This is a genomic window from Streptomyces sp. NPDC024555, assembly GCF_055559335.1.
Genome location: NZ_JBVHKV010000005.1, coordinates 1 through 17,739, shown reverse-complemented (window position 1 = coordinate 17,739; position 17,739 = coordinate 1). Strand labels below are relative to the sequence as shown.

Here is a 17,739-nt window from a genome sequence, read left to right as displayed (position 1 = left end):
GCCGGCCGTGCCGGTGCGGCACTCATGACCGACAACGGTCGGGTAAATACGAGGAGTACGTCACCGGCCCCCGGCATCGGGCACCACGGGACCGGCTTCCCGTTGCGGAAACCGGGCGCGAGCTGGCTTATCGAGGACAGGTCGACGCCCGGTCCTTCAACGCGGCACACAGCCCATCAATGCAGTACATCGATGAGGAAATAAAGCCGCGTGACAGCGGAATGAATATTTCTCGCCGAAACGTGATCGATCGTCATCCCGGGCTGATCGAATGTGCCCGTACGGGAACGACATTGATCGAATGAGACGCGCGGGCCTGCGAACCAGGGCGGCCCACAGGCCCGCGCGCCGCCCTACCCGGCGTCGGCCTCCATCGCCCGCACCAGGCCCGCGGGCCGCATGTCCGTCCACGCGGCCTCGATCGCGTCGAGACACTCCTGTCGCGAACCCTCGGGACCGCCGACGCTCCAGCCCCCCGGAACCTCGATGTGCGCCGGCCACAGCGAATACTGGCCCTCGCCGTTCACCAGCGTCACGAACCGACCCGACTCGTCATCGAAAGGATTGGTCACGACCGTCCCCCCACTTGTTTTCCCACATGCCACCGCATGTTCTTCAGATATACCCGGGCCCGCCGCGCGGATTCCCCGCTCCCCCGCCACCGGACCGCCCGCCCCCTGTCGCGCAAGTACGGCCGCATGGGCGGAGATACGTTACGCCTCGGGATGCCGGTGTGACGCCGATGGCCGGCCGGTCGTCCGGCTTCGCCCGTTCACGCCAGTCACCATAGAGGACCACCGACAGCACCAGAGACGAATTCGGTTCATTACTTATCAGCCCGTACGACGGTGGCGTGCGGGAAGGCCGGCCGGAGACATATGCCAAGCCCACTCCTCCGGAAACTTTCAGTCACCCGATGTCCCGATTATGTACATTTCACTAAATACGACCCGCGCATATTCGGATAACCGCCGGCGTACACCCCCTCCTGCGCGGGCACGCGCCGAACACGCCGCGCTCCCGTGCGCCGGGTGCGCGCCCCATTCGAAATCAATGGCCATTCCCCTCACTCCGTGTAATTCTCCGGGGTTCGGCGCCGACGGCCACCCGCCGGGGGCGGCCGGCCCCGCATGCAATACGACTGCCGGGTGACCGAAGAGACCCCGCCCGCGACCGTGCGCGTGTTCATCGCCCTCGCTCCGCCCGCCCCGGCGAAGGACGAACTGGCCCAGGAACTGCGGCCCGCCTACGCGACGCATCCCCAGGTGCGGTGGAACCGGATGGAGGACTGGCACATCACCCTGGCGTTCCTGGGCGCACTCCAGGTGAACAGCGTTCCGCTGCCGTGTCCGCCGCTCGCCGCTCTCGCCACGTCCCAGCCCGCTCCGCGCCTGGCTCTGCACGGCAGCGGCACGTTCGACGGGCGGGTGGCGTGGAGCGGGGTCGACGGCGACCTCGACGCACTGCACCGGCTCGCCGACGGCGTACGGGCTGTGGTCCGGGACCACGGGATCGCCCTGGAGGACCGGCCGCTGCGCCCCCATCCGACCCTCGCCCGGGTGCGCCGAGGCGACCACACGTCGGCCGGGGAGATCGCCGCGCTGCTCACGGAGTTCCTGGGCGCACGTGGCCCGCCGAGCGCCTGCACCTGGTGGGCACCAACGCGGGGAGCCGCCCGGGACAGCTCCACTACCGCGACATCGCGGCGTGGCCGCTCGGCACGGCTCCGCCGCCGCGGTGCCGCCCGCACACCCCTGAGGGCGGGCCCGCCGGGGTTACGCCAGCCTGACCGGAGTGGGGCGCGGCTCCGTGTGTTGGTGAGGTTCGGGGGTACTGTCCCCACCAGCGCAGGCCACGTGCTCGCTTCGCCGCAGTGCCAGCCGAAGCACACCGTCCGTGCCGACTACGAAGGTGAACGGTTCGGTCAGCTCTGCTGCCGATCGCTCAGTGATCCAACCGTCGAAGTCAGCCCCCAAGTGCTGTTCCCGCAGTTTACAACGAAGCGCAGGTCCGGGTAGCTGCAGTCAGGTTTTTCAGGACTGACGCCGACCACTTGCCGACCGTCCTGATGTGCCATCAGGAACGCTCGCAGTGGCTCGCCTCCCCTTCGAGGGCAGACACGATCACCGCCCCTGACGCGGGCGCCCTCACCGAAAGCCGACCCGCCGTACCAGCGGCCAATGCTCAGAGAGCGATGCACATGACCAGCCGGCAAGCAACGACGACCCTGTGGCGCCCCACCGGCCCCAAAGAGCTGGATCTGGTTCGGGAGCTGGACTGGCGTGCGTGGCCGCCTCGGCTGCCCGAGCAGCCGATCTTCTACCCGGTCCTGAACGAGGACTACGCGATCAGGATCGCCCGGGACTGGAACGTGAAGCACGACGGCGCGGGCTTCGTCACTCGTTTCGAGGTCGAGTCGGAGTTCTTGGGCCGGTATCCCGTCCAGCAAGCCGGCGGGCGGAATGCTGCCGGCCGACCAGCTCGAACCTGCCCCGTGGTCGCCTCCGCCACCGGGCGGCGGCGTCCGGAAGCCGTACGGCACGCCGCTGTCCGCGGAGGACTTGCTTGCGGAGCCGCCGCTGTTTCCCCGGCTGCGCCGGCTACGCCCGGCACGGGCGTGATTTCCCAACCGGCGGTGCGAGGTCGGCCTGCTCCGTGACCAGAAGTCGATCGGTCGGGAAGGCACGCCGTTCGCGTCCAACCCGAGGCCGATCCACAGGTCATGAGCCTTGCTCGTTCTTGCGGCAGGGTGGGCGCGGCGGGCCGGCCGGCAAGCCCTGCTCGGGGGCCTGATAGCCAGGAGCCCCCGTATCGCCGGTGTTTGGACCGGTCGTGTCGTCCCGTGATGAGGGTGTCGTACGGCGGTTGGTTACCCGATGGCAGTGGCGTCCGCGGTGAGGCGGGTTCGTTGGATTCTGCGCCGCTTCTGTTCTTCGACGTCGGCGACGGGGGCCGAGAGGAGGAGGGAGCGGGTGTAGGGGTGCCGGGGGGTGCGGGTGACGGTGTAGGCGTCGCCGGTTTCGACGAGTTCGCCGTGGTGGATGACGGCGACGCGGTGGCTCATGCGGCGGACGACCGAGAGGTCGTGGGAGACGAAGAGGTAGGCGACCCCGGTCTCTTCCTGGATGTCGAGGAGCAGGTCGAGGACGGTGGCCTGGGTGGTGAGGTCGAGGGCGGAGACGGGTTCGTCGCAGATGACGAGCCGGGGACGCAGGGCGAGGGCGCGGGCGATGGCGACCCTTTGGCGCTGGCCGCCGGAGAACTCGCGCGGCAGGCGGGCCGCGGCGTCGGCGGGAAGGCGGACCTGTTCCAGGAGAGCGGCGACCCGGTCGCGGGCGTCGGTGGCGGGGGTGCCCTGGGCGTGCAGGGGTTCGGAGAGGGTGTCGCCGATGGTGCGGGAGGGATTCAGGGAGGTGTAGGGATCCTGGAAGACGACCTGGATGTCGCGGCTGAGGGCTCGGCGTTCGGCCCGTCCGGCGGTGTCGACGCGTCGTCCGTCGAAGACGATGCGGCCGGAGGCGACGGGGACGAGCCCGAGGACGGCGCGGCCGATGGTGGTCTTGCCGGAGCCTGACTCGCCGACGAGACCCAGGGTCTCGGCCGGGCGGATGTCGAGGTCGACGCCCTTGAGAACGTCGGTGCGAGGGGCCCGCAGGCCCTTGCCGGGGAAGGAGACGCGCAGTTCCCGTACGGAGAGCAGGGGTTCGGTCCGGTGGATCATGCGGGGACGCTCCTTGTGGGGCGGGGCTGCCAGGGGGTGCGTGCGGCGGTGTCGTCGAGTACGGCGCCGAGGAGTCGGCGGGTGTAGGGGTCCTGGGGGTCGTGGAGGACCTGGGTGGTGGTGCCGGTTTCGACGATGCGGCCCTGGTTCATGACGGCGACCCTGTCGCAGAGGTCGGCGACGACCCCGAGGTTGTGGGTGACGAGCAGGACGCCGAGGCCGTGTTCGTCCCTGAGGCGGCGCAGCAGGTCGAGGATCTCGGCCTGGACGCGGACGTCCAGCGCGGTGGTGGGTTCGTCGGCGATGAGCAGGTCGGGGTCGCAGGAGATCGCGCCGGCGATGAGGACCCGTTGGGCCATGCCGCCCGAGATCTGGTGCGGATAGCGGCGCATGACCTGGTCGGGTGCGGGGATCTCGACGGTGCGGAGCAGTTCCGTGGCGCGGGCTTCGGCTTCGGCGCGGGAGAGCCGGAGGATCCGGCGCATGGGCTCGGTGAGCTGGCTGCCGATGGTGAAGGCCGGGTCGAGATTGCTCATGGGCTCCTGCGGGATGTACGCGGCGGTGGTGCCGCGCAGGGCGCGGTGGCGTCGGCCCGGCAGGCCGACGGCCTCCTGCCCGTCGAGGAGGATGCTGCCTTCGGTGATCCGTCCCCCGTCGGGGAGCAGGCCGAGGACCGAGAAGGCGGTCTGCGTCTTGCCGGAGCCGGACTCGCCGACCAGGCCGACGATCTCGCCGCGGCGGACGTCGAGGTCGATGCCGTGGACGACCTCCTTGTCGGTGGCGTCGGACTGCGCGTAGGCGACCTTGAGACCTCGTACGGAGAGCAGGGCGTCCCGTTCTTCCGCTGCCGGGGCCCCGGCGGACGGCACCGGGGTCCGGCCGCTCCGGGCCGGGGCGGCGCGGTGGTCGGCGCGGTCCTCCAGGGTGTCCCTGAGCCCGGCGGCGAGGAGGACGAGGGCGGCGTTGGTCAGGCCGAGCGCGAGACCGGGCCACAGCAGGAGGGCGGGGGCGCGCTGGATGTTCTGGAACGCCTCGTTGAGCATGGCGCCCCAGGTGGCGGTGGAGTCGCTGCCGACTCCGAGGAACTCCAGGCCGGCCTGGAGCGCGATGGCGACGCCGGCCACCAGGGCGGTCTGGATGATGATCGGGCCCCGTACGACGATGAGGATGTGGCGGGCCACGATGCGGGCGTCGGACAGGCCGGAGACCCGGGCCGCGTCCACGTACAGTTCGCCGCGCACGTCGGCGACGATGCCACGGACGAGCCGGAAGAAGCCGGGGGCGGCGAGGACTCCGAGGACGATCATGAGCACCCAGACGTTGGGGCCGAGGATCGCGCGGGATGCCAGCAGGACGACCATGGCGGGCAGGGCCATGACGAGGTTGACGGTCCAGTTGGCGGCGGCGTCGAACCAGCCGCCTCGGTAGCCGGCGTAGAGGCCCGCCGGGACGCCGAGGGCGAGGGCCAGCGTGAGGGCGATGACCGCTCCGCCGAGTGTGTTGCGGCCGCCGTACAGGAGCCGGGAGAGGATGTCGCGTCCGGCGGAGTCCGCGCCGAGGGGGTAGTGCGCGCCGGGTCCCGCGAAGGCGTCGGCGAGGACGGATTCGGCCGGGCCCTGCGGCGCGAGGAGCGGGGCGAGGAGCGCTGCGGCGATGAGGACGGCCAGCACGGCGAGCGAGGCCGCGGCGAGCGGATTGCGCAGGAGCCGCCCCCAAGTGCCGTGTGACGGGCGGGGCTTCGCGGGTCCGGTCCGGTCCGGGGTGGTGTCGCTCATGCGATCCGCGCCTTCGGGTTGAGCCAGCCGATCATGATGTCGACCAGGAGGTTGATCACGACGACGACGATCACGGTCAGCATGACCAGGGCCATGATCACGGGGATGTCGCCGCGGGTGGTGTAGGTGACGGTCATGCTTCCGAGACCGGGAAGGCCGAAGATCTGCTCGACCAGGACGGCGCCGCCGAGGAGCCCGACGAACTGCATGCCGAGGACGGAGAGCCCGGGTGCGGAGGCGTTGCGCAGGACGTGCTTGAGGACGATCCGCCGTTCGGACAGGCCGCGGGAGCGCAGGGTACGGACGTAGTCCTGGCGCATCACGTCGATGACGGCGCCGCGGACCTGCTGGGAGACGCCCGCGACGGAGGCGACGGAGAGGGAGGCGATGGGGAGGGTGACGGTGGCGAGCCAGCCGGACGGGGATTCGGTGAAGGGGGTGTAGCCGATGGCGGGGAACCAGTCCAGGCGGACCGCGAAGACCAGGACGAGGACGAGGGTGACGAGGAATCCGGGCAGCGCGTATCCCGCGACGCCAAGGATCTGGACGAGGCGGTCGGCGGCGCCCCGGCGGACGCCCGCCCACACCCCCAGGAGGAAGGCCAGGAGCGCCGTCACCAGGGTCGCGCCGAGCATGAGGCTCAGGGTGACGGGCATCCGGTTGGCGACCGCAAGGGTCACGTCCTCGCCGGAGAACCAGGAGGTGCCGAAGTCGCCCCGGACCGCGTGGGCGAGCCAGTCGGCGTACTGGACGAGGACCGGGCGGTCGACGCCGAGTTCGGCGTTCTTGGCGTCGATGTCGGCCAGGGCCGCGGTGGGCCCGAGGAGCTGCCGCCCGACATCGGTGTCGGGGATCGACAGCAGGAGATAGGAGAGCAGGGAGATGACGAGGAGGAGCACTGCTCCGGCCCCGATCCTGCGTGCGATGAACGTCAGCATGAGTCTCGGTATCCGTGACCGGCGGCCGCATCGGCCGGTGTGAGCCGCATCCGTGTGCGACGAGGGGCCTCACAGGGGCCCCCGTGCGGGTGCGGAGGAACGTCCCGGGCGTGGTCGCGGGCGGGAACGCGGCTCACCATACCCATAAAATTAACCACTTGGTAGATTTCCTCTCCCTATTTCTACCGCCTGGTAGATTTCCTTGATCCGTGCGCTGCGCGGCGACCCGAGGAGACCGCCCCTTGAACAGGCCACCCCGCACGAAGGGCGAGCGCACCCGCGTCCGCATCCTCGACGCGGCCACCGAGCTCTTCGCCCGGTCGGGGTACAACCCGGTCTCCCTTCGGGAGATCGCCGCCCACGCCGGCATGACCCATGCCGGCCTCCTGCACCACTTCCCCGGCAAGGAGCAACTCCTCCTCGACGTACTGGGCCGGCGCGACCAGGAGGACGCCGCCGCCCTCTTCCCGGGGCTCCTCGCCGGCTCCGACGCCCCCCGTACCGGCTCCGCCCCCACCCCCGCCGAGCGGCTGACCCGCATCGTCGGCGTGGTGGGGCGCAACAGCCGGACGCCGGGCCTGGTGGCCCTGTACGCGAAGCTGTCCGCGGAGGCGTCCGAGCCGGACCACCCCGCGCGCGCCTACTTCGTCAGGCGGTACCAACTGCTGCGCCGTGAACTCGGAGCCCTGCTCGCCGAGTTGTTCGACGCAGCGCCGCCCCCGTCGCCGGTGCGACCGTCCGCCGTCGCGCAGCAACTGCTCGCGATGATGGACGGCCTGCAGACCCAGTGGCTGCTGGAGCCGGAGGCGGTGCCGATGGAGGAGCGGGTGTGGGAGTTCCTGGGGGCCTACGGGCTCTCGCCCGCCGCGGACCCCTCGGAGGGATCCGGCTCAGCCGCCGATTAGCCGGGTGAGCGTGGCGGCGGTGCTCGCGTGGCCCGAGGCGTTGGGGTGGAAACCGGCCCCTTCCGGCGTATCGGCGGGTTCGATCCAGCGCACCCCGGCGGGCCGGCAGGCGTCGTGGCCGATCGACGGGGTGTAGGTGTCGACGAAGGCGGCCCCGCCCGCGGCCGCCTGCTGGGCCAGCATGGCGTTGAGCTGCTTGGTCTTGTCCCGCAGCCAGGCGAAGTCTCCGGCGGCGAGCGGGAGTACGGAGCGGCAGGCCGAGCCGTCGTCGGGCGCGATGGCCGGGTAGCCGACGAGGAACACCCGCGCCTTCGGGGCCTCGGTCCGCACCGCCCTCAGGACGCCGGCGATCTTCGGGGCGGTGGCGTTGATGCGCGAGCCGATCTCGTCGGTGCCGAACAGTGTGAAGCTGGTCCTGCAGGGCGAACCGAGTGGATTGAGGTACGCGAGGAGCGCGCAGCGCTTGATGATGCCTGCCAGGTCGAGGTCGTTGCCGCCGATTCCCACCGTGACCAGCGAGGTGTCCGGCCGGACCGCGTCGATCTGCGGCGCCACCCCGTTCTGCGGCTCCGTCACATGCCGGGTCTCGGCGCCCGCGCACGTGACGTCGCTCGACGCAGCGGCGCCGACGGCCGAGGCCACCAGCGTCGGGTAGTTCCGGTCGGACCGGCCGCACACGGCGTCCGTCTGCGCGGGGATGCCGAGGCCGGAGCTGAAGGAGTCGCCGAGGGCCGCGTAGTGACCGACCGGGGCGACGGCGGCCGAGGGGCGGGCCGAGGGTCCGCGGCCGTGCGAGGAGTGCGCGCTCGCGGGGAGCGCGGCGGCGCCGAGCAGGGTTCCGGCGCACAGGGCGGTCAGTACCGTGCGGCTCAGGCGTGAGGACCCGGCAGTCGCGGGGCTGCCGTGTCCGGGGCGCAGCGTCATCGCTGTACCTCTTCTCGTGAGTGGATGACCCGAAAGGCGCGGCTCCCGCCCAGGGAGGCCGACCGGGCGCGAAAACCGTAGAACGATCGGTTTCTGTCCGTCAATGGATCGCGCACAACGGGGGCCGGGCGCACGCCGGCCTACCGGGGCCGCCGGGTGAAGCGCCTCTCGACTTCCAAAACCGATCACTATATGGTTTTGAGGTGACGGCAGGGTGCCGTCATGCCGAACGACCCGGGCGGATCCCATGACCCAGCACACTCCCCACCAGCCTGCCGCGCCGGACGCCCCGGCCGTGGTGACGACGGCCCTCAAGGCCTCGCTGACCAGTGGCGCCGGTGACTTCGTCACGGAAGCGGTGGGCGACATCCCGGCGCTGTCGCTGTCCGACGGCCCCCACGGGCTGCGGCTGCCCAAGGAGACGGGCGACGGCGGGCAGCTCGACCTGCACAGCGCGGCTCCCGCGACCTGCTTCCCGCCGGCCGTCGCCCTCGGCAGCAGCTGGGACCCCGCTCTGGCCGAGCGGATCGCCGCCGCCCTCGCCGCCGAGGCGCGCGCCCACGGGGTGCATGTGGTCCTCGGCCCCGGGATCAACATCAAGCGTTCACCGCTGTGCGGACGGAACTTCGAGTACTTCTCCGAGGACCCGCTGCTCACCGCCGAACTCGGCGGCGCGATGGTCCGCGGCCTCCAGGACTCCGGCGTCGGCGCCGCCCTCAAGCACTTCGCGGCCAACAACCAGGAGACCGACCGCATGCGGGTCAGCGCGGACATCGACGAGCGGCCGCTCCGCGAGATCTACCTGCGCGCCTTCGAACGCATCGTGCGCCGGGACCGCCCCTGGTCGGTGATGGCCGCCTACAACGCGCTCAACGGCGTACCGCTCAGCGAGAACCGCCGCCTGCTCACGGACGTCCTGCGGACGGAATGGGGTTTCGACGGTGTCGTCATGTCCGACTGGGGCGCCGTGCGCGACCGCGTCGCCGCCCTGCGCGCCGGCCTCGACCTCCAGATGCCGGGCACCGCGGGGCGCACCGACCGTGAGGTCGTGGCCGCCGTCGAGAACGGCGAACTGCCCGAGGAGGAGCTGGACTCGGCCGTGGCCCGTCTCGCGCTCCTCGCCCGCAGGGCCACCGCCCCGGCACCCGGCTCCCCCGCCCCGGTGCCGTACGACGAACACCACCTGCTGGCCCGCGAGGCCGCCGAGCGATGCGTCGTCCTGCTGAAGAACGACGGTGACATCCTTCCGCTCGACCCGTCGGGCGGCACCGTCGCCGTCATCGGCGCACTCGCCCGTATCCCCCGCTACCAGGGCGCGGGCAGCTCCCAGGTCACCCCGACCCGGCTGGACACGCCGCTGGCGTGCCTGCGGGAGGCGGCGTCCGGCGCGCGGGTCGACTTCGCGGAGGGCTACGGGATCTCCGGCGAGGCGGACGCCGCCGAGCGCGAGGAACTCGCCGCGCAGGCCGAGCGGCTGGCGACCGACGCCGACACCGTGCTGCTCTTCCTCGGCCTGCCCGCCCGGGACGAGTCCGAGGGGTTCGACCGTGACCACATCGACCTGCCCGAGGACCAGCTCGCGCTGCTCGACCGGATCGTCGCGGTCCACGAGCGCGTGGTCGTGGTGCTGTCCAACGGCGGTGTGGTGCGGACCTCGCCCTGGCACGAGCGGGTACCGGCGGTCCTGGAGGGCTGGCTGCTCGGCCAGGGCGGCGGCAGCGCGCTGGCCCGGATCCTGTACGGGCACGCCGCGCCGTCCGGCCGGCTCGCCGAGACCATCCCGCTGCGGCTCCAGGACAGCCCCTCGTACCTCTCCTTCCCGGGCGCGGACGGGCATGTCCGCTACGGGGAGGGTGTGTTCGTGGGCTATCGCGGGCACGACCGGCGCGGTGACGCGGTCGCCTTCCCGTTCGGTCACGGACTGTCGTACACGGCGTTCGCGTACGACGGGCTGACGGTCCGGCCCGTGGCGGAGGACCGGCGCTTCGAGGTGCGTGTCACCGTGACCAACACCGGTGCGCGGGCCGGACGCGAGGTCGTCCAGGTGTATGCCGGGGGTCCGGAGGGGTCCCGGGTCGACCGCCCCGTCCGGGAGCTCCGCGGGTTCGCGTCCGTCGATCTGGCGCCCGGCGAGTCCCGGGAGGTCCGTGTGACGTTCGACCGCGCCGATCTCGCGCACTACAGCGAGCGGGAGGGCGGCTGGTTCGTGGAGGGCGGGACCCGAAGCGTCGAGGTGGGGGCCTCCTCGCGCGACATCCGCTGTGCGGCGCCGCTCGCGGTCGACGGCGATGTGTCGCGGATTCCGCTCTCCCCGCGCCACACGCTGGGCGAGTGGCTGGCCCATCCGATCGGCGGCCCGCTGCTCCTGGACGCCTTCGCACGGGGCCGCGCGGAACGGGACGGGGGGAACGCGGAAGCGGGCGGGGAGACGCGGGGCGGTGCGCCGGCCGACCCGGTGCTGCGGCGTTTCCTGGCCGGCATGCCGCTGGAGGTCATCGCCGAGTTCCCGCAGAGTTCGGTCCCGCTGTCCCGGCTCCCGGAACTGTGCGAGCGGGCCGCGGCCATGGCCCGTGAGGCGGGGACGGGCCGGAGCTGACCGGCTTCCCCGCGGATCGGAGAAGGGGCCTTCCCGAGGGAGGGCCCCTTCTCCGATCCGTCAGTCCTGCCCCGGTTCGAGGGACAGGAGCGTCATCACGTCCTCGATCGGCTGCCCCATGTCCAGCGACCGGTCCGTCAGCCACTGCAGCTGAACGCCGTCGGCCACGGCGACGAGGAGAACCGCGAGCCGCTCGGCCGGAATGTCCGCCCGGAGGGAACCCTCCTCCATGCGCGCGCGGAGATACGCCACGATCCCGCTGCGGATGTCCGGGTAGCGCTGGGCGAAGTGGGCGTGCGCGGGATGCTCGGGGTCCCCGGCGGCGGCCGACATCGAGACGAACAGCTCGACGAGGCCGGGCGTGCTCGCGCCCTCCTTGGCCACCGCGCGGTAGGTGTCCAGCCCCGTCAGCCCCGAGTGCCGCGTCCGGGCGGTCTCGTCCCTCACCCGCAGGACCTGGGTCAGCAGATCCTCCTTGGAGTCGAAGTAGTGCATGAGACCGGGCAGGCTGAGGTTGCACTGGGCCGCGACCTTGCGCAGCGATGTGCCGCGGTACCCCTCCTCGGCGAAGATCCTCAGAGCAGCCTCCAGGATCTCCCTGCGCTTCGCCTCGCCCTTCTCGTAAGGGCCCCTTTTCGCCATGACGATCACACTAGCGTGCGGGCGACGAGGCGCGGTCCGCACCGGACGGCAGCCCACGTGCGAGGGCGAGTGCGCCCAGCCAGCGCGCGGACGGCTTGGGGGTGCGGGCGAAGGTCCGCCGGTCGACCGCGATCAGACCGAACGTGGGCCGGTAGCTGCCCCATTCGTAGTTGTCGAGGGCGCTCCAGTGGAAGTATCCGCGGACGTCGGCGCCGTTCCTCATCTCGGCGGCCAGACTCGCGAGGGCGGCCTCGGTGTAGGCGATGCGGCGCGCGTCGTCGGCGGTCGCGATGCCGTTCTCGGTGACGAGGATCGGGACGCCGTCGCCCACGACCTCCCGTGTGTGCCGTACGGCCTCACCGAGCGCCCGCGGGTAGAACTCCCAGCCCGTCAGGGTGGTTTCCGCCCCGTCCGGTACGGGCAGCGGGCCGGAGGCCCCGATCCGGTGGCGCGTGTAGGCCTGGACGCCGATCCAGTCGTCGCCGCGTGCGGCCCGGAGGAACACGTCCTCGCGGGGCAGCGCGTACGCGGCGGCCGTCTCCTCGGCCCCCGGCTCGGCCTGGTACACCTGATTGGCCACGGTCCAGCCGACCCGGTAGCCCCGGTCCGCCTCCTCCAGCACCGCGCGAGCGGCGTGATGGGCACGGACGAGCGCTGCGGTGACATCGGCGTCGGGCTCGACGGCCGACGGGTCGAAGGCGACGCCGCCGGTCTCCCCGCCGTCCGGGGAGTCCGGGGAGTCCGGCGAGGGGAACCGGCCGTGCTCCTCCGCGAGCCGGCGCAGCGCGTGCATCAGGGCGACCATGTTCGGCTCGTTGATCGTCGCGACGTACCGCACCTCGTCGCCCAGGATCTCGATCGCGGTGCGGACGTACGCCGTGAACCGTTCCGTCGCGTCGGCCGCGAGCCAGCCGCCCCGGGCGCTGAACCAGCGGGGCGAGGTGAAGTGGTGAAGCGTCACCACCGGCGTGAGACCGCGCTCGCGGGCCCCGAGGACCATCGCGCGGTAGTGCGCGACCGCGGCCCGGGAGACCCGACCCTCCTCGGGCTCGATACGGGCCCACTCGATGCCGAAGCGGTAGGCGTCGAAGCCGAGGCCGGCGAGCAGGTCCATGTCCTCGGGCCAGCGGTGGTAGCTGTCGGCCGCGTCGCCGCTCGGCTCGGACAGAAAGGTCCCCGGCCGGTTCTCCAGCGCCCACCAGTCGCTGGAGGCGTTGTTCCCCTCCACCTGGTGGGCGGAGGTCGAGGCTCCCATCAGGAAGCCGTCCGGCAGCGGCAGGCGGGGCTCGGACGCGTCGGCCATGGAGTGTCCTTTCGCTCGTGGGGCGCCCTCGGGACCGCCGCCACGAAAAGCGTTCAGTGATCGGTTTTCGTGTTAGCGTACAGGTGCTTCCGGCTCGCGAAGAAGGGGCACCGTGGGGGAGTCACCCCGCACCCGGCCGGAGACGCCGCCCAGGAGCCCGTAGGCCGAACCTGACACCGGCACCCCGGGCTCCTGGGCCCCGGCACCGCCGGCGGAGGCACCCATGCGCGCTGTCGTCCCCACCCCCGCCACCTCGGCCACCTCTGTCGGCGGCACCGGCCCGGCGGCCCGCGGCCCCTGGCGCCTGCGCGCCGACCCCGCGCTCGCCCAGGAGGAACGGACCATCCGCGAGCTTCTCGCCCCGCACCTGGGCGACCGGCTCCTGCCGGGCGACGGGGACGGCACGGGCCCGGTCCTGCGGCTCACCCTCGGTGACCCGCCCCCGGCCGGCCGCACCACCCTCGGCATCGCCCCCGACGGGGCACCGGCCCCCGTAGACGAGGCGTACGGCGTGGTCGTCGACGCCGACGGCATCACCTGCCGCGCCCGGACCCGCGTGGGCGCCTTCCGCGCCGCCACCACCGCCCTCCAGCTCATCGCCCTGGCGGACGGCGGCACACCGGAGGCGCAGGAGATCGCGGACGCTCCCCGCTACGCCTGGCGCGGCCTCCTGCTCGACCCCGCCCGCAGCTTCGTCCCGCCCGCCCGGCTGCGCCGCCTCATCGACCTCGCCGCGCTGTACAAGCTCAACGTGCTGCACCTGCACCTCACGGACAACGAGGGCTGGCGCATCGAGACCCCCTCGGTCCCCGCACTCACCGCACCTGGGGAACCGGGAGCGAGGTCGTTCTACAGCGCCGAGGAGTACACCGCGCTCCAGGAGTACGCGGCCCGCCGGCACATCACCCTGGTTCCCGAGATCGACCTGCCCGGCCACTGCGCCGCGCTCAGGGCGGCCGTCCCCGGGCTGCCCGCCGCCCCGGCCCCGCCCGGTGTCGAAGGCCGCTTCCCGTACGTCCCGCCGCTCGACCTCGCCGACACCCGGACCCGCGAGACCGTCCGTGCCGTGCTCGCGGACGTCTGCGCCCTGACGACCGGTCCTTTCGTGCACATCGGCGGCGACGAGGCCGTCGGCATCACCGACGAGAGTTTCGCCGACGCCGTGGACGCGCTGCGGGCCATGGTGCGCGCGTCCGGGAAGCGTCCGGTGGCCTGGCAGGAGTCGGCACGGGCGGGGGTGACGGCCTCGGACATCGCCCAGTTCTGGGTGGATCCGCCGATGATGGACCTGCCCGGCTCGGAGGAGGAACTCGCCCTGCGCCCCGATCTGCTCGACGCCGGGTTCGACGGCGCGCTCCTCGACGCGCTCCGCCGGTTCTTCGCCCCCTCCGCCCACGACGTCGAGCGGGTCCTGGAGGGTGGCGGCCGCCTGATCCTCTCCCCGCAGTCGCACCTCTACCTCGACCGCCGGTACGCCCCCGAGACCGTCCCGGCCGCCCGCATCGCGGACGCCGCCCGCCTCGGCTTCCCCGCGTACCGGCCGCGCGACGTCCGGTACACCGCGGCCTGGGACCCGGCCGCGCACGGCATCCCCGACGAGCAGGTGGCCGGAGTGGAGGCCACCCTCTTCGGCGAGACCCTGCGCAGCTTCGACGACCTCACCACACTGCTGCTCCCCCGGCTCGCCTCGCTGGCGGGCACCGCCTGGAGCGGCCGCCCCGACGACTGGGAGACGCACCGTCACGACCTCGCCCGCCACGCGGCCCTGTGGCGGGCACGGGACCTGGTCCACTTCCCCGCCACCGACGTTCCCTGGTCGTGAGAACGGCCGTGGGGCCCCGGAACCTGCTGGTTCCGGGGCCCCACGGGGGTGCCGCGCGCTCAGGAAGAGGCGGGCGCGTAGTCGTAGATCGAGGGCACCGCCATGCCCGACTGGGGCGTCACCTTCACATCGGCCGCGGAGACGATCTGGTAGGTCATCCGGTAGAAGGGAACGAACCAGCCCTGCTCGACCAGGTGCGTGTTCAGCGCACGCGCCGCCGCCCCCGCCTCCCGCTCGGACCCCGTCCGGACCGTCCCCATCAGCTTGCTCACGGTGGCGTCGCTGGTGCCGAACATGTTGAACGTGCCGGGGGCGACCAGTTCCTGCGTCGCCACCCAGTCGATCGGGGACTGTCCCATGTTCATGACCATGGCGGAGTAGGCCCGCTCGCGGTACACCTTCTGGACGGCCGTCGCCCCGTCGAGCTGGTCCCAGGCCACCGTGATGCCGACGGCCTTGAGGTCCGCGGAGATCGAGGAGGCCAGCGCGTCGTTGACGATGGCCGAGATCCGCGGCAGTTTGAGGGTGAATCCGTTCGCGTACCCCGCCTCGGCCAGCAGTCGCTTCGCCTTGGCCGGGTCGTGCGCGTAATAGGTGTCCAGGGCCTTGTCGTACGCCTTGGCCTCCTTGCCGTACACCTGACCGGTGGTCTCGCCGCGTCCCTGGCGGAGCTTGTCCAGCATGGTCTTGCGGTCGATGGCGAGGTTCAGCGCCTGGCGGACCCGGGGCTCGGCCAGCGCCGGAGTCCGCACGCCCGCGCGGTCGAAGAGCAGCAGGCCCTGGAAGTCGAAGGTGAGGTCCGTCTTCTTCAGCCGGGTGTCCCCGGCGAGCGCGACCTGCTGGTTCGCGTCCTGGAGGACGGCACTGTCGATCTGCTCGGTCTTGAGTCCGTTGACGATGGCGGTCTCGTTGTCGAAGACGCTGATGGTCAGCCCCTCGTACGGAAGCTTCTCACCCCAGTAGTCCGCCTTGCGCCGGAACGTGTACTTGTTTCCGATGGTCGTCTTCGCCTTGTCCAGGGTGTACGGCCCGGTGCCGACCGGAGTCGTCTTGAGGCTGCCGCCGGCCAGCTTGGCCGGGGCGGCCATCAGACCGGCCGCGTCGCTGAGGTGGAACAGCATCGCGGGGTCCGGGGCCGCCAAGGTGAGCGTGATGTGGGAGGCGTCCTCGACGGTGACCTGCTTGAGGGAGGCGAGCGTCTTCGCCGCACCGCCGCCGCCCTTCTGGAAGTGCTCCAGATTGGCCTTCACCGCGTTCGCGTCGAAGACGGTCCCGTCGCTGAACTTCACGCCCTTGCGCAGCGTGAGCGAGAGCCGGGTGCCGGTCGTGTCGTAGGTCCACGCGGTGGCGAGCATCGGCCGGTACGAACCGTCCGGCGCTCTGAGGATCAGCGTGTCGTAGACGGCCTGGAAGTACGGCAGCGCACCGCCGAGCGCGTCCTTGGGGTCCAGGCTCTGCGCGGCGGTCAGTGTCGCGATGTCGAGCGTGGCCGCGCCGGCCTTCGCCCCGCCGCCTCCCGCACAGCCCGCGAGGACCAGCGACGCGGCGACCGCCGAGGCCGTGAGGCCGGTGGAACGAGCGGAAATCCTCATGTCTATTTATCTCCGTCGGCAGGGCCGGGGCGTGCGTCACCGGCAGCAGGTGGAGTCCGACGGCACGTCGGACGGAGGGCGCCGACAGGACGGGCACCCTCGAATGACGAAAACCGTAATGTGTTCGGTTTTTGTAGTCAATGGATTCCGGCCAGGGGAATCGGACCCCGGGTCGCTCCGTACGGGCGCGCCGGGGCAGCCGGGAGCCGGCCGTGACCCAAAGGGTCACGACCGGCCGGCACGCCCCGCCGCGCCCGTACGGGAGCGGCGTTTCCCCTCAGGCGGAGAACACGGTCAGCGCGGCGGACACGAGGGTGCTCACCCCCACCGGAATCACCGACGGGTCGGGGGCGAACAGCGCGCTGTGGTTCGACGGGACACGGGCCGCCTTCTCGGCGAGCGACTCCCCCTCGGCCGCCTCCCACACGCTCTGCGGCGTGGAGGTGACGTACCAGTAGTCGTACGGCGTTCCGGCGGGCGGAAGGAGGGAGATGTCCTCGCTTCCGGTCACGGGGCCGAAGTCCAGGACGGCACCGTCCCCGACGACCTCGCGGTGCGCGGCCGCCACCCGGGCGTCCAGGCCTGCGTCGTTGACCATCGCCGGCAGGCTGTACACGACGTCGATCTCGGGCGGCCGGGGGCACCCGGCCGCCGCGCACTCGCCCTCGACGATGCGGCGTATCGCCGCAAGCGCCCGCTCACGGACCTCGGGCGTGCGCGTCCGGAGGTTGAGGGCGAGTTCGGCCTCGGACGGGATGATGTTGCGCTTCGCGCCCGCGTGGATCCGGCCCACGGTGAGCACGGCGACGTCCGTGGCGGCGAGTTCCCGGGAGACGACCGCCTGCAGGCGCGTCACCACGTGTGCGGCCGTCACGATGGGGTCCACCGTGGCCTCGGGCCGCGATCCGTGGCCACCGCACCCGTGGATCCGTATGTCGATGTCGTCCATGGCCGCCATCGTCAGACCCGGTGTGTGCAGCACCAGCCCCGGGGGCCCCGGGGCGACGTGCTGCCCGAGCAGCGCGTCCGGCACGGGGAACCTCTCCCGCAGCCCGTCCGCGACCATGGCCGCGGCCCCGGACTCCCCCGACCCGCCCTCCTCGGCGGGCTGCCCGATCACCACGAGGGTCCCGGCCCACGCGTCCCGCGCCGAGGCCAGCGCCTCGGCGGCGCCGACGAGCCAGGTCACGTGCATGTCGTGCCCGCAGGCATGCATGACGCCCTCCGCCCCGGAGGCGTACGGAAGCCCCGTCTCCTCCCGCACCGGCAGCGCGTCCATGTCCCCGCGCAGCCAGACCACGGGCCCCTCCCCGTTGCGCAGCACCCCGACGACGCCGGTCCGCCCGACTCCTTCGGTCACGTCGAACCCGGCCGCCCGGAGCCGCCCCGCCAGCAGCGCGGCGGTCCAGTGCTCCTCCATGGACAGTTCGGGGTGCCGGTGGAGATCCCGGTAGAGACCGGCCAGTTCCTCCTGGTCGACCCCGGACACCATCCCGCGCGTCAGGGGGGGGGGGGGGGGGG

At 72.2% G+C, this 17,739-nt stretch carries 12 protein-coding genes and 3 pseudogenes; 5 read left to right on the top strand and 10 right to left on the bottom strand.

Features of this window, described 5'->3' with window-relative positions:
* Positions 1-353 precede the first annotated feature (353 nt).
* A complete protein-coding gene (locus ACZ4FH_RS09770) occupies positions 354-572 on the bottom strand; it encodes an MbtH family protein (RefSeq protein WP_073969135.1) in 219 nt (72 codons plus the stop codon).
* A gap of 558 nt (positions 573-1,130) precedes the next feature.
* Here ACZ4FH_RS09770 and thpR point away from each other — a divergent pair.
* Positions 1,131-1,789, top strand: a pseudogene (thpR, locus tag ACZ4FH_RS09765) (RNA 2',3'-cyclic phosphodiesterase).
* 46 nt (positions 1,790-1,835) lie between these two features.
* On the opposite strand, the pseudogene ACZ4FH_RS09760 reads toward thpR, so the two are convergent.
* Positions 1,836-2,024 (bottom strand): annotated as a pseudogene (locus ACZ4FH_RS09760) (hypothetical protein); the annotation flags it as partial.
* 170 nt (positions 2,025-2,194) lie between these two features.
* On the opposite strand from ACZ4FH_RS09760, the pseudogene ACZ4FH_RS09755 reads away from it, so the two are divergent.
* Positions 2,195-2,461 (top strand): annotated as a pseudogene (locus ACZ4FH_RS09755) (hypothetical protein); the annotation flags it as partial.
* Between the two features lie 408 nt (positions 2,462-2,869).
* Here the strand turns inward: ACZ4FH_RS09755 and ACZ4FH_RS09750 are convergent.
* From ACZ4FH_RS09750 to ACZ4FH_RS09740, 3 genes are read right to left on the bottom strand one after another with little or no spacing between them, the layout of a single operon-like run.
* Positions 2,870-3,721, bottom strand: a complete 852-nt coding sequence (locus ACZ4FH_RS09750) for an ATP-binding cassette domain-containing protein (protein ID WP_467303578.1) — start codon at positions 3,719-3,721, stop codon at positions 2,870-2,872.
* The gene (locus ACZ4FH_RS09745; RefSeq protein WP_467303576.1) at positions 3,718-5,496 is read right to left on the bottom strand and encodes a dipeptide/oligopeptide/nickel ABC transporter permease/ATP-binding protein; all 1,779 of its coding nucleotides are present in this window, start codon (positions 5,494-5,496) and stop codon (positions 3,718-3,720) included. Before ACZ4FH_RS09745 ends, ACZ4FH_RS09750 begins: the two co-directional genes overlap by 4 nt.
* Complete coding sequence (locus tag ACZ4FH_RS09740; RefSeq protein ID WP_467303575.1) at positions 5,493-6,434, bottom strand: ABC transporter permease; 942 nt, start codon at positions 6,432-6,434, stop codon at positions 5,493-5,495. The genes ACZ4FH_RS09745 and ACZ4FH_RS09740 overlap by 4 nt, the downstream gene beginning before the upstream one ends.
* A gap of 242 nt (positions 6,435-6,676) precedes the next feature.
* Here ACZ4FH_RS09740 and ACZ4FH_RS09735 point away from each other — a divergent pair, with 242 nt between their 5' ends.
* Positions 6,677-7,339 (top strand): TetR/AcrR family transcriptional regulator, encoded by a 663-nt coding sequence (locus ACZ4FH_RS09735; protein ID WP_467303574.1) that lies wholly within the window; start codon positions 6,677-6,679, stop codon positions 7,337-7,339.
* On the opposite strand, the gene ACZ4FH_RS09730 is transcribed toward ACZ4FH_RS09735, so the two are convergent.
* Complete coding sequence (locus ACZ4FH_RS09730) at positions 7,325-8,263, bottom strand: SGNH/GDSL hydrolase family protein (RefSeq protein WP_467303572.1); 939 nt, start codon at positions 8,261-8,263, stop codon at positions 7,325-7,327. The two genes, ACZ4FH_RS09735 and ACZ4FH_RS09730, sit on opposite strands and share 15 nt — an antisense overlap.
* A gap of 247 nt (positions 8,264-8,510) precedes the next feature.
* On the opposite strand from ACZ4FH_RS09730, the gene ACZ4FH_RS09725 reads away from it, so the two are divergent.
* Positions 8,511-10,859, top strand: a complete 2,349-nt coding sequence (locus ACZ4FH_RS09725; protein ID WP_467303571.1) for a glycoside hydrolase family 3 C-terminal domain-containing protein — start codon at positions 8,511-8,513, stop codon at positions 10,857-10,859.
* A gap of 60 nt (positions 10,860-10,919) precedes the next feature.
* Here ACZ4FH_RS09725 and ACZ4FH_RS09720 read toward each other — a convergent pair whose 3' ends face one another.
* Positions 10,920-11,501: a TetR/AcrR family transcriptional regulator gene (locus ACZ4FH_RS09720; protein ID WP_467303570.1), complete on the bottom strand. Its 582-nt coding sequence runs from the start codon at positions 11,499-11,501 to the stop codon at positions 10,920-10,922.
* Between the two features lie 10 nt (positions 11,502-11,511).
* Positions 11,512-12,804 carry a glycoside hydrolase family 1 protein gene (locus tag ACZ4FH_RS09715; RefSeq protein ID WP_467303569.1) on the bottom strand — a complete coding sequence of 431 codons (1,293 nt, stop codon included), beginning with the start codon at positions 12,802-12,804 and terminating at the stop codon, positions 11,512-11,514.
* 223 nt (positions 12,805-13,027) lie between these two features.
* Here ACZ4FH_RS09715 and ACZ4FH_RS09710 point away from each other — a divergent pair, with 223 nt between their 5' ends.
* Positions 13,028-14,626 (top strand): family 20 glycosylhydrolase, encoded by a 1,599-nt coding sequence (locus ACZ4FH_RS09710; RefSeq protein ID WP_467303568.1) that lies wholly within the window; start codon positions 13,028-13,030, stop codon positions 14,624-14,626.
* Positions 14,627-14,685: 59 nt separating this feature from the next.
* On the opposite strand, the gene ACZ4FH_RS09705 is transcribed toward ACZ4FH_RS09710, so the two are convergent.
* Positions 14,686-16,218 (bottom strand): ABC transporter substrate-binding protein, encoded by a 1,533-nt coding sequence (locus ACZ4FH_RS09705; RefSeq protein WP_467303566.1) that lies wholly within the window; start codon positions 16,216-16,218, stop codon positions 14,686-14,688.
* Between the two features lie 277 nt (positions 16,219-16,495).
* Positions 16,496-17,710, bottom strand: coding sequence for an amidohydrolase (locus tag ACZ4FH_RS09700; RefSeq protein ID WP_467303565.1), 1,215 nt, complete (start codon positions 17,708-17,710; stop codon positions 16,496-16,498).
* Positions 17,711-17,739: the final 29 nt, after the last annotated feature.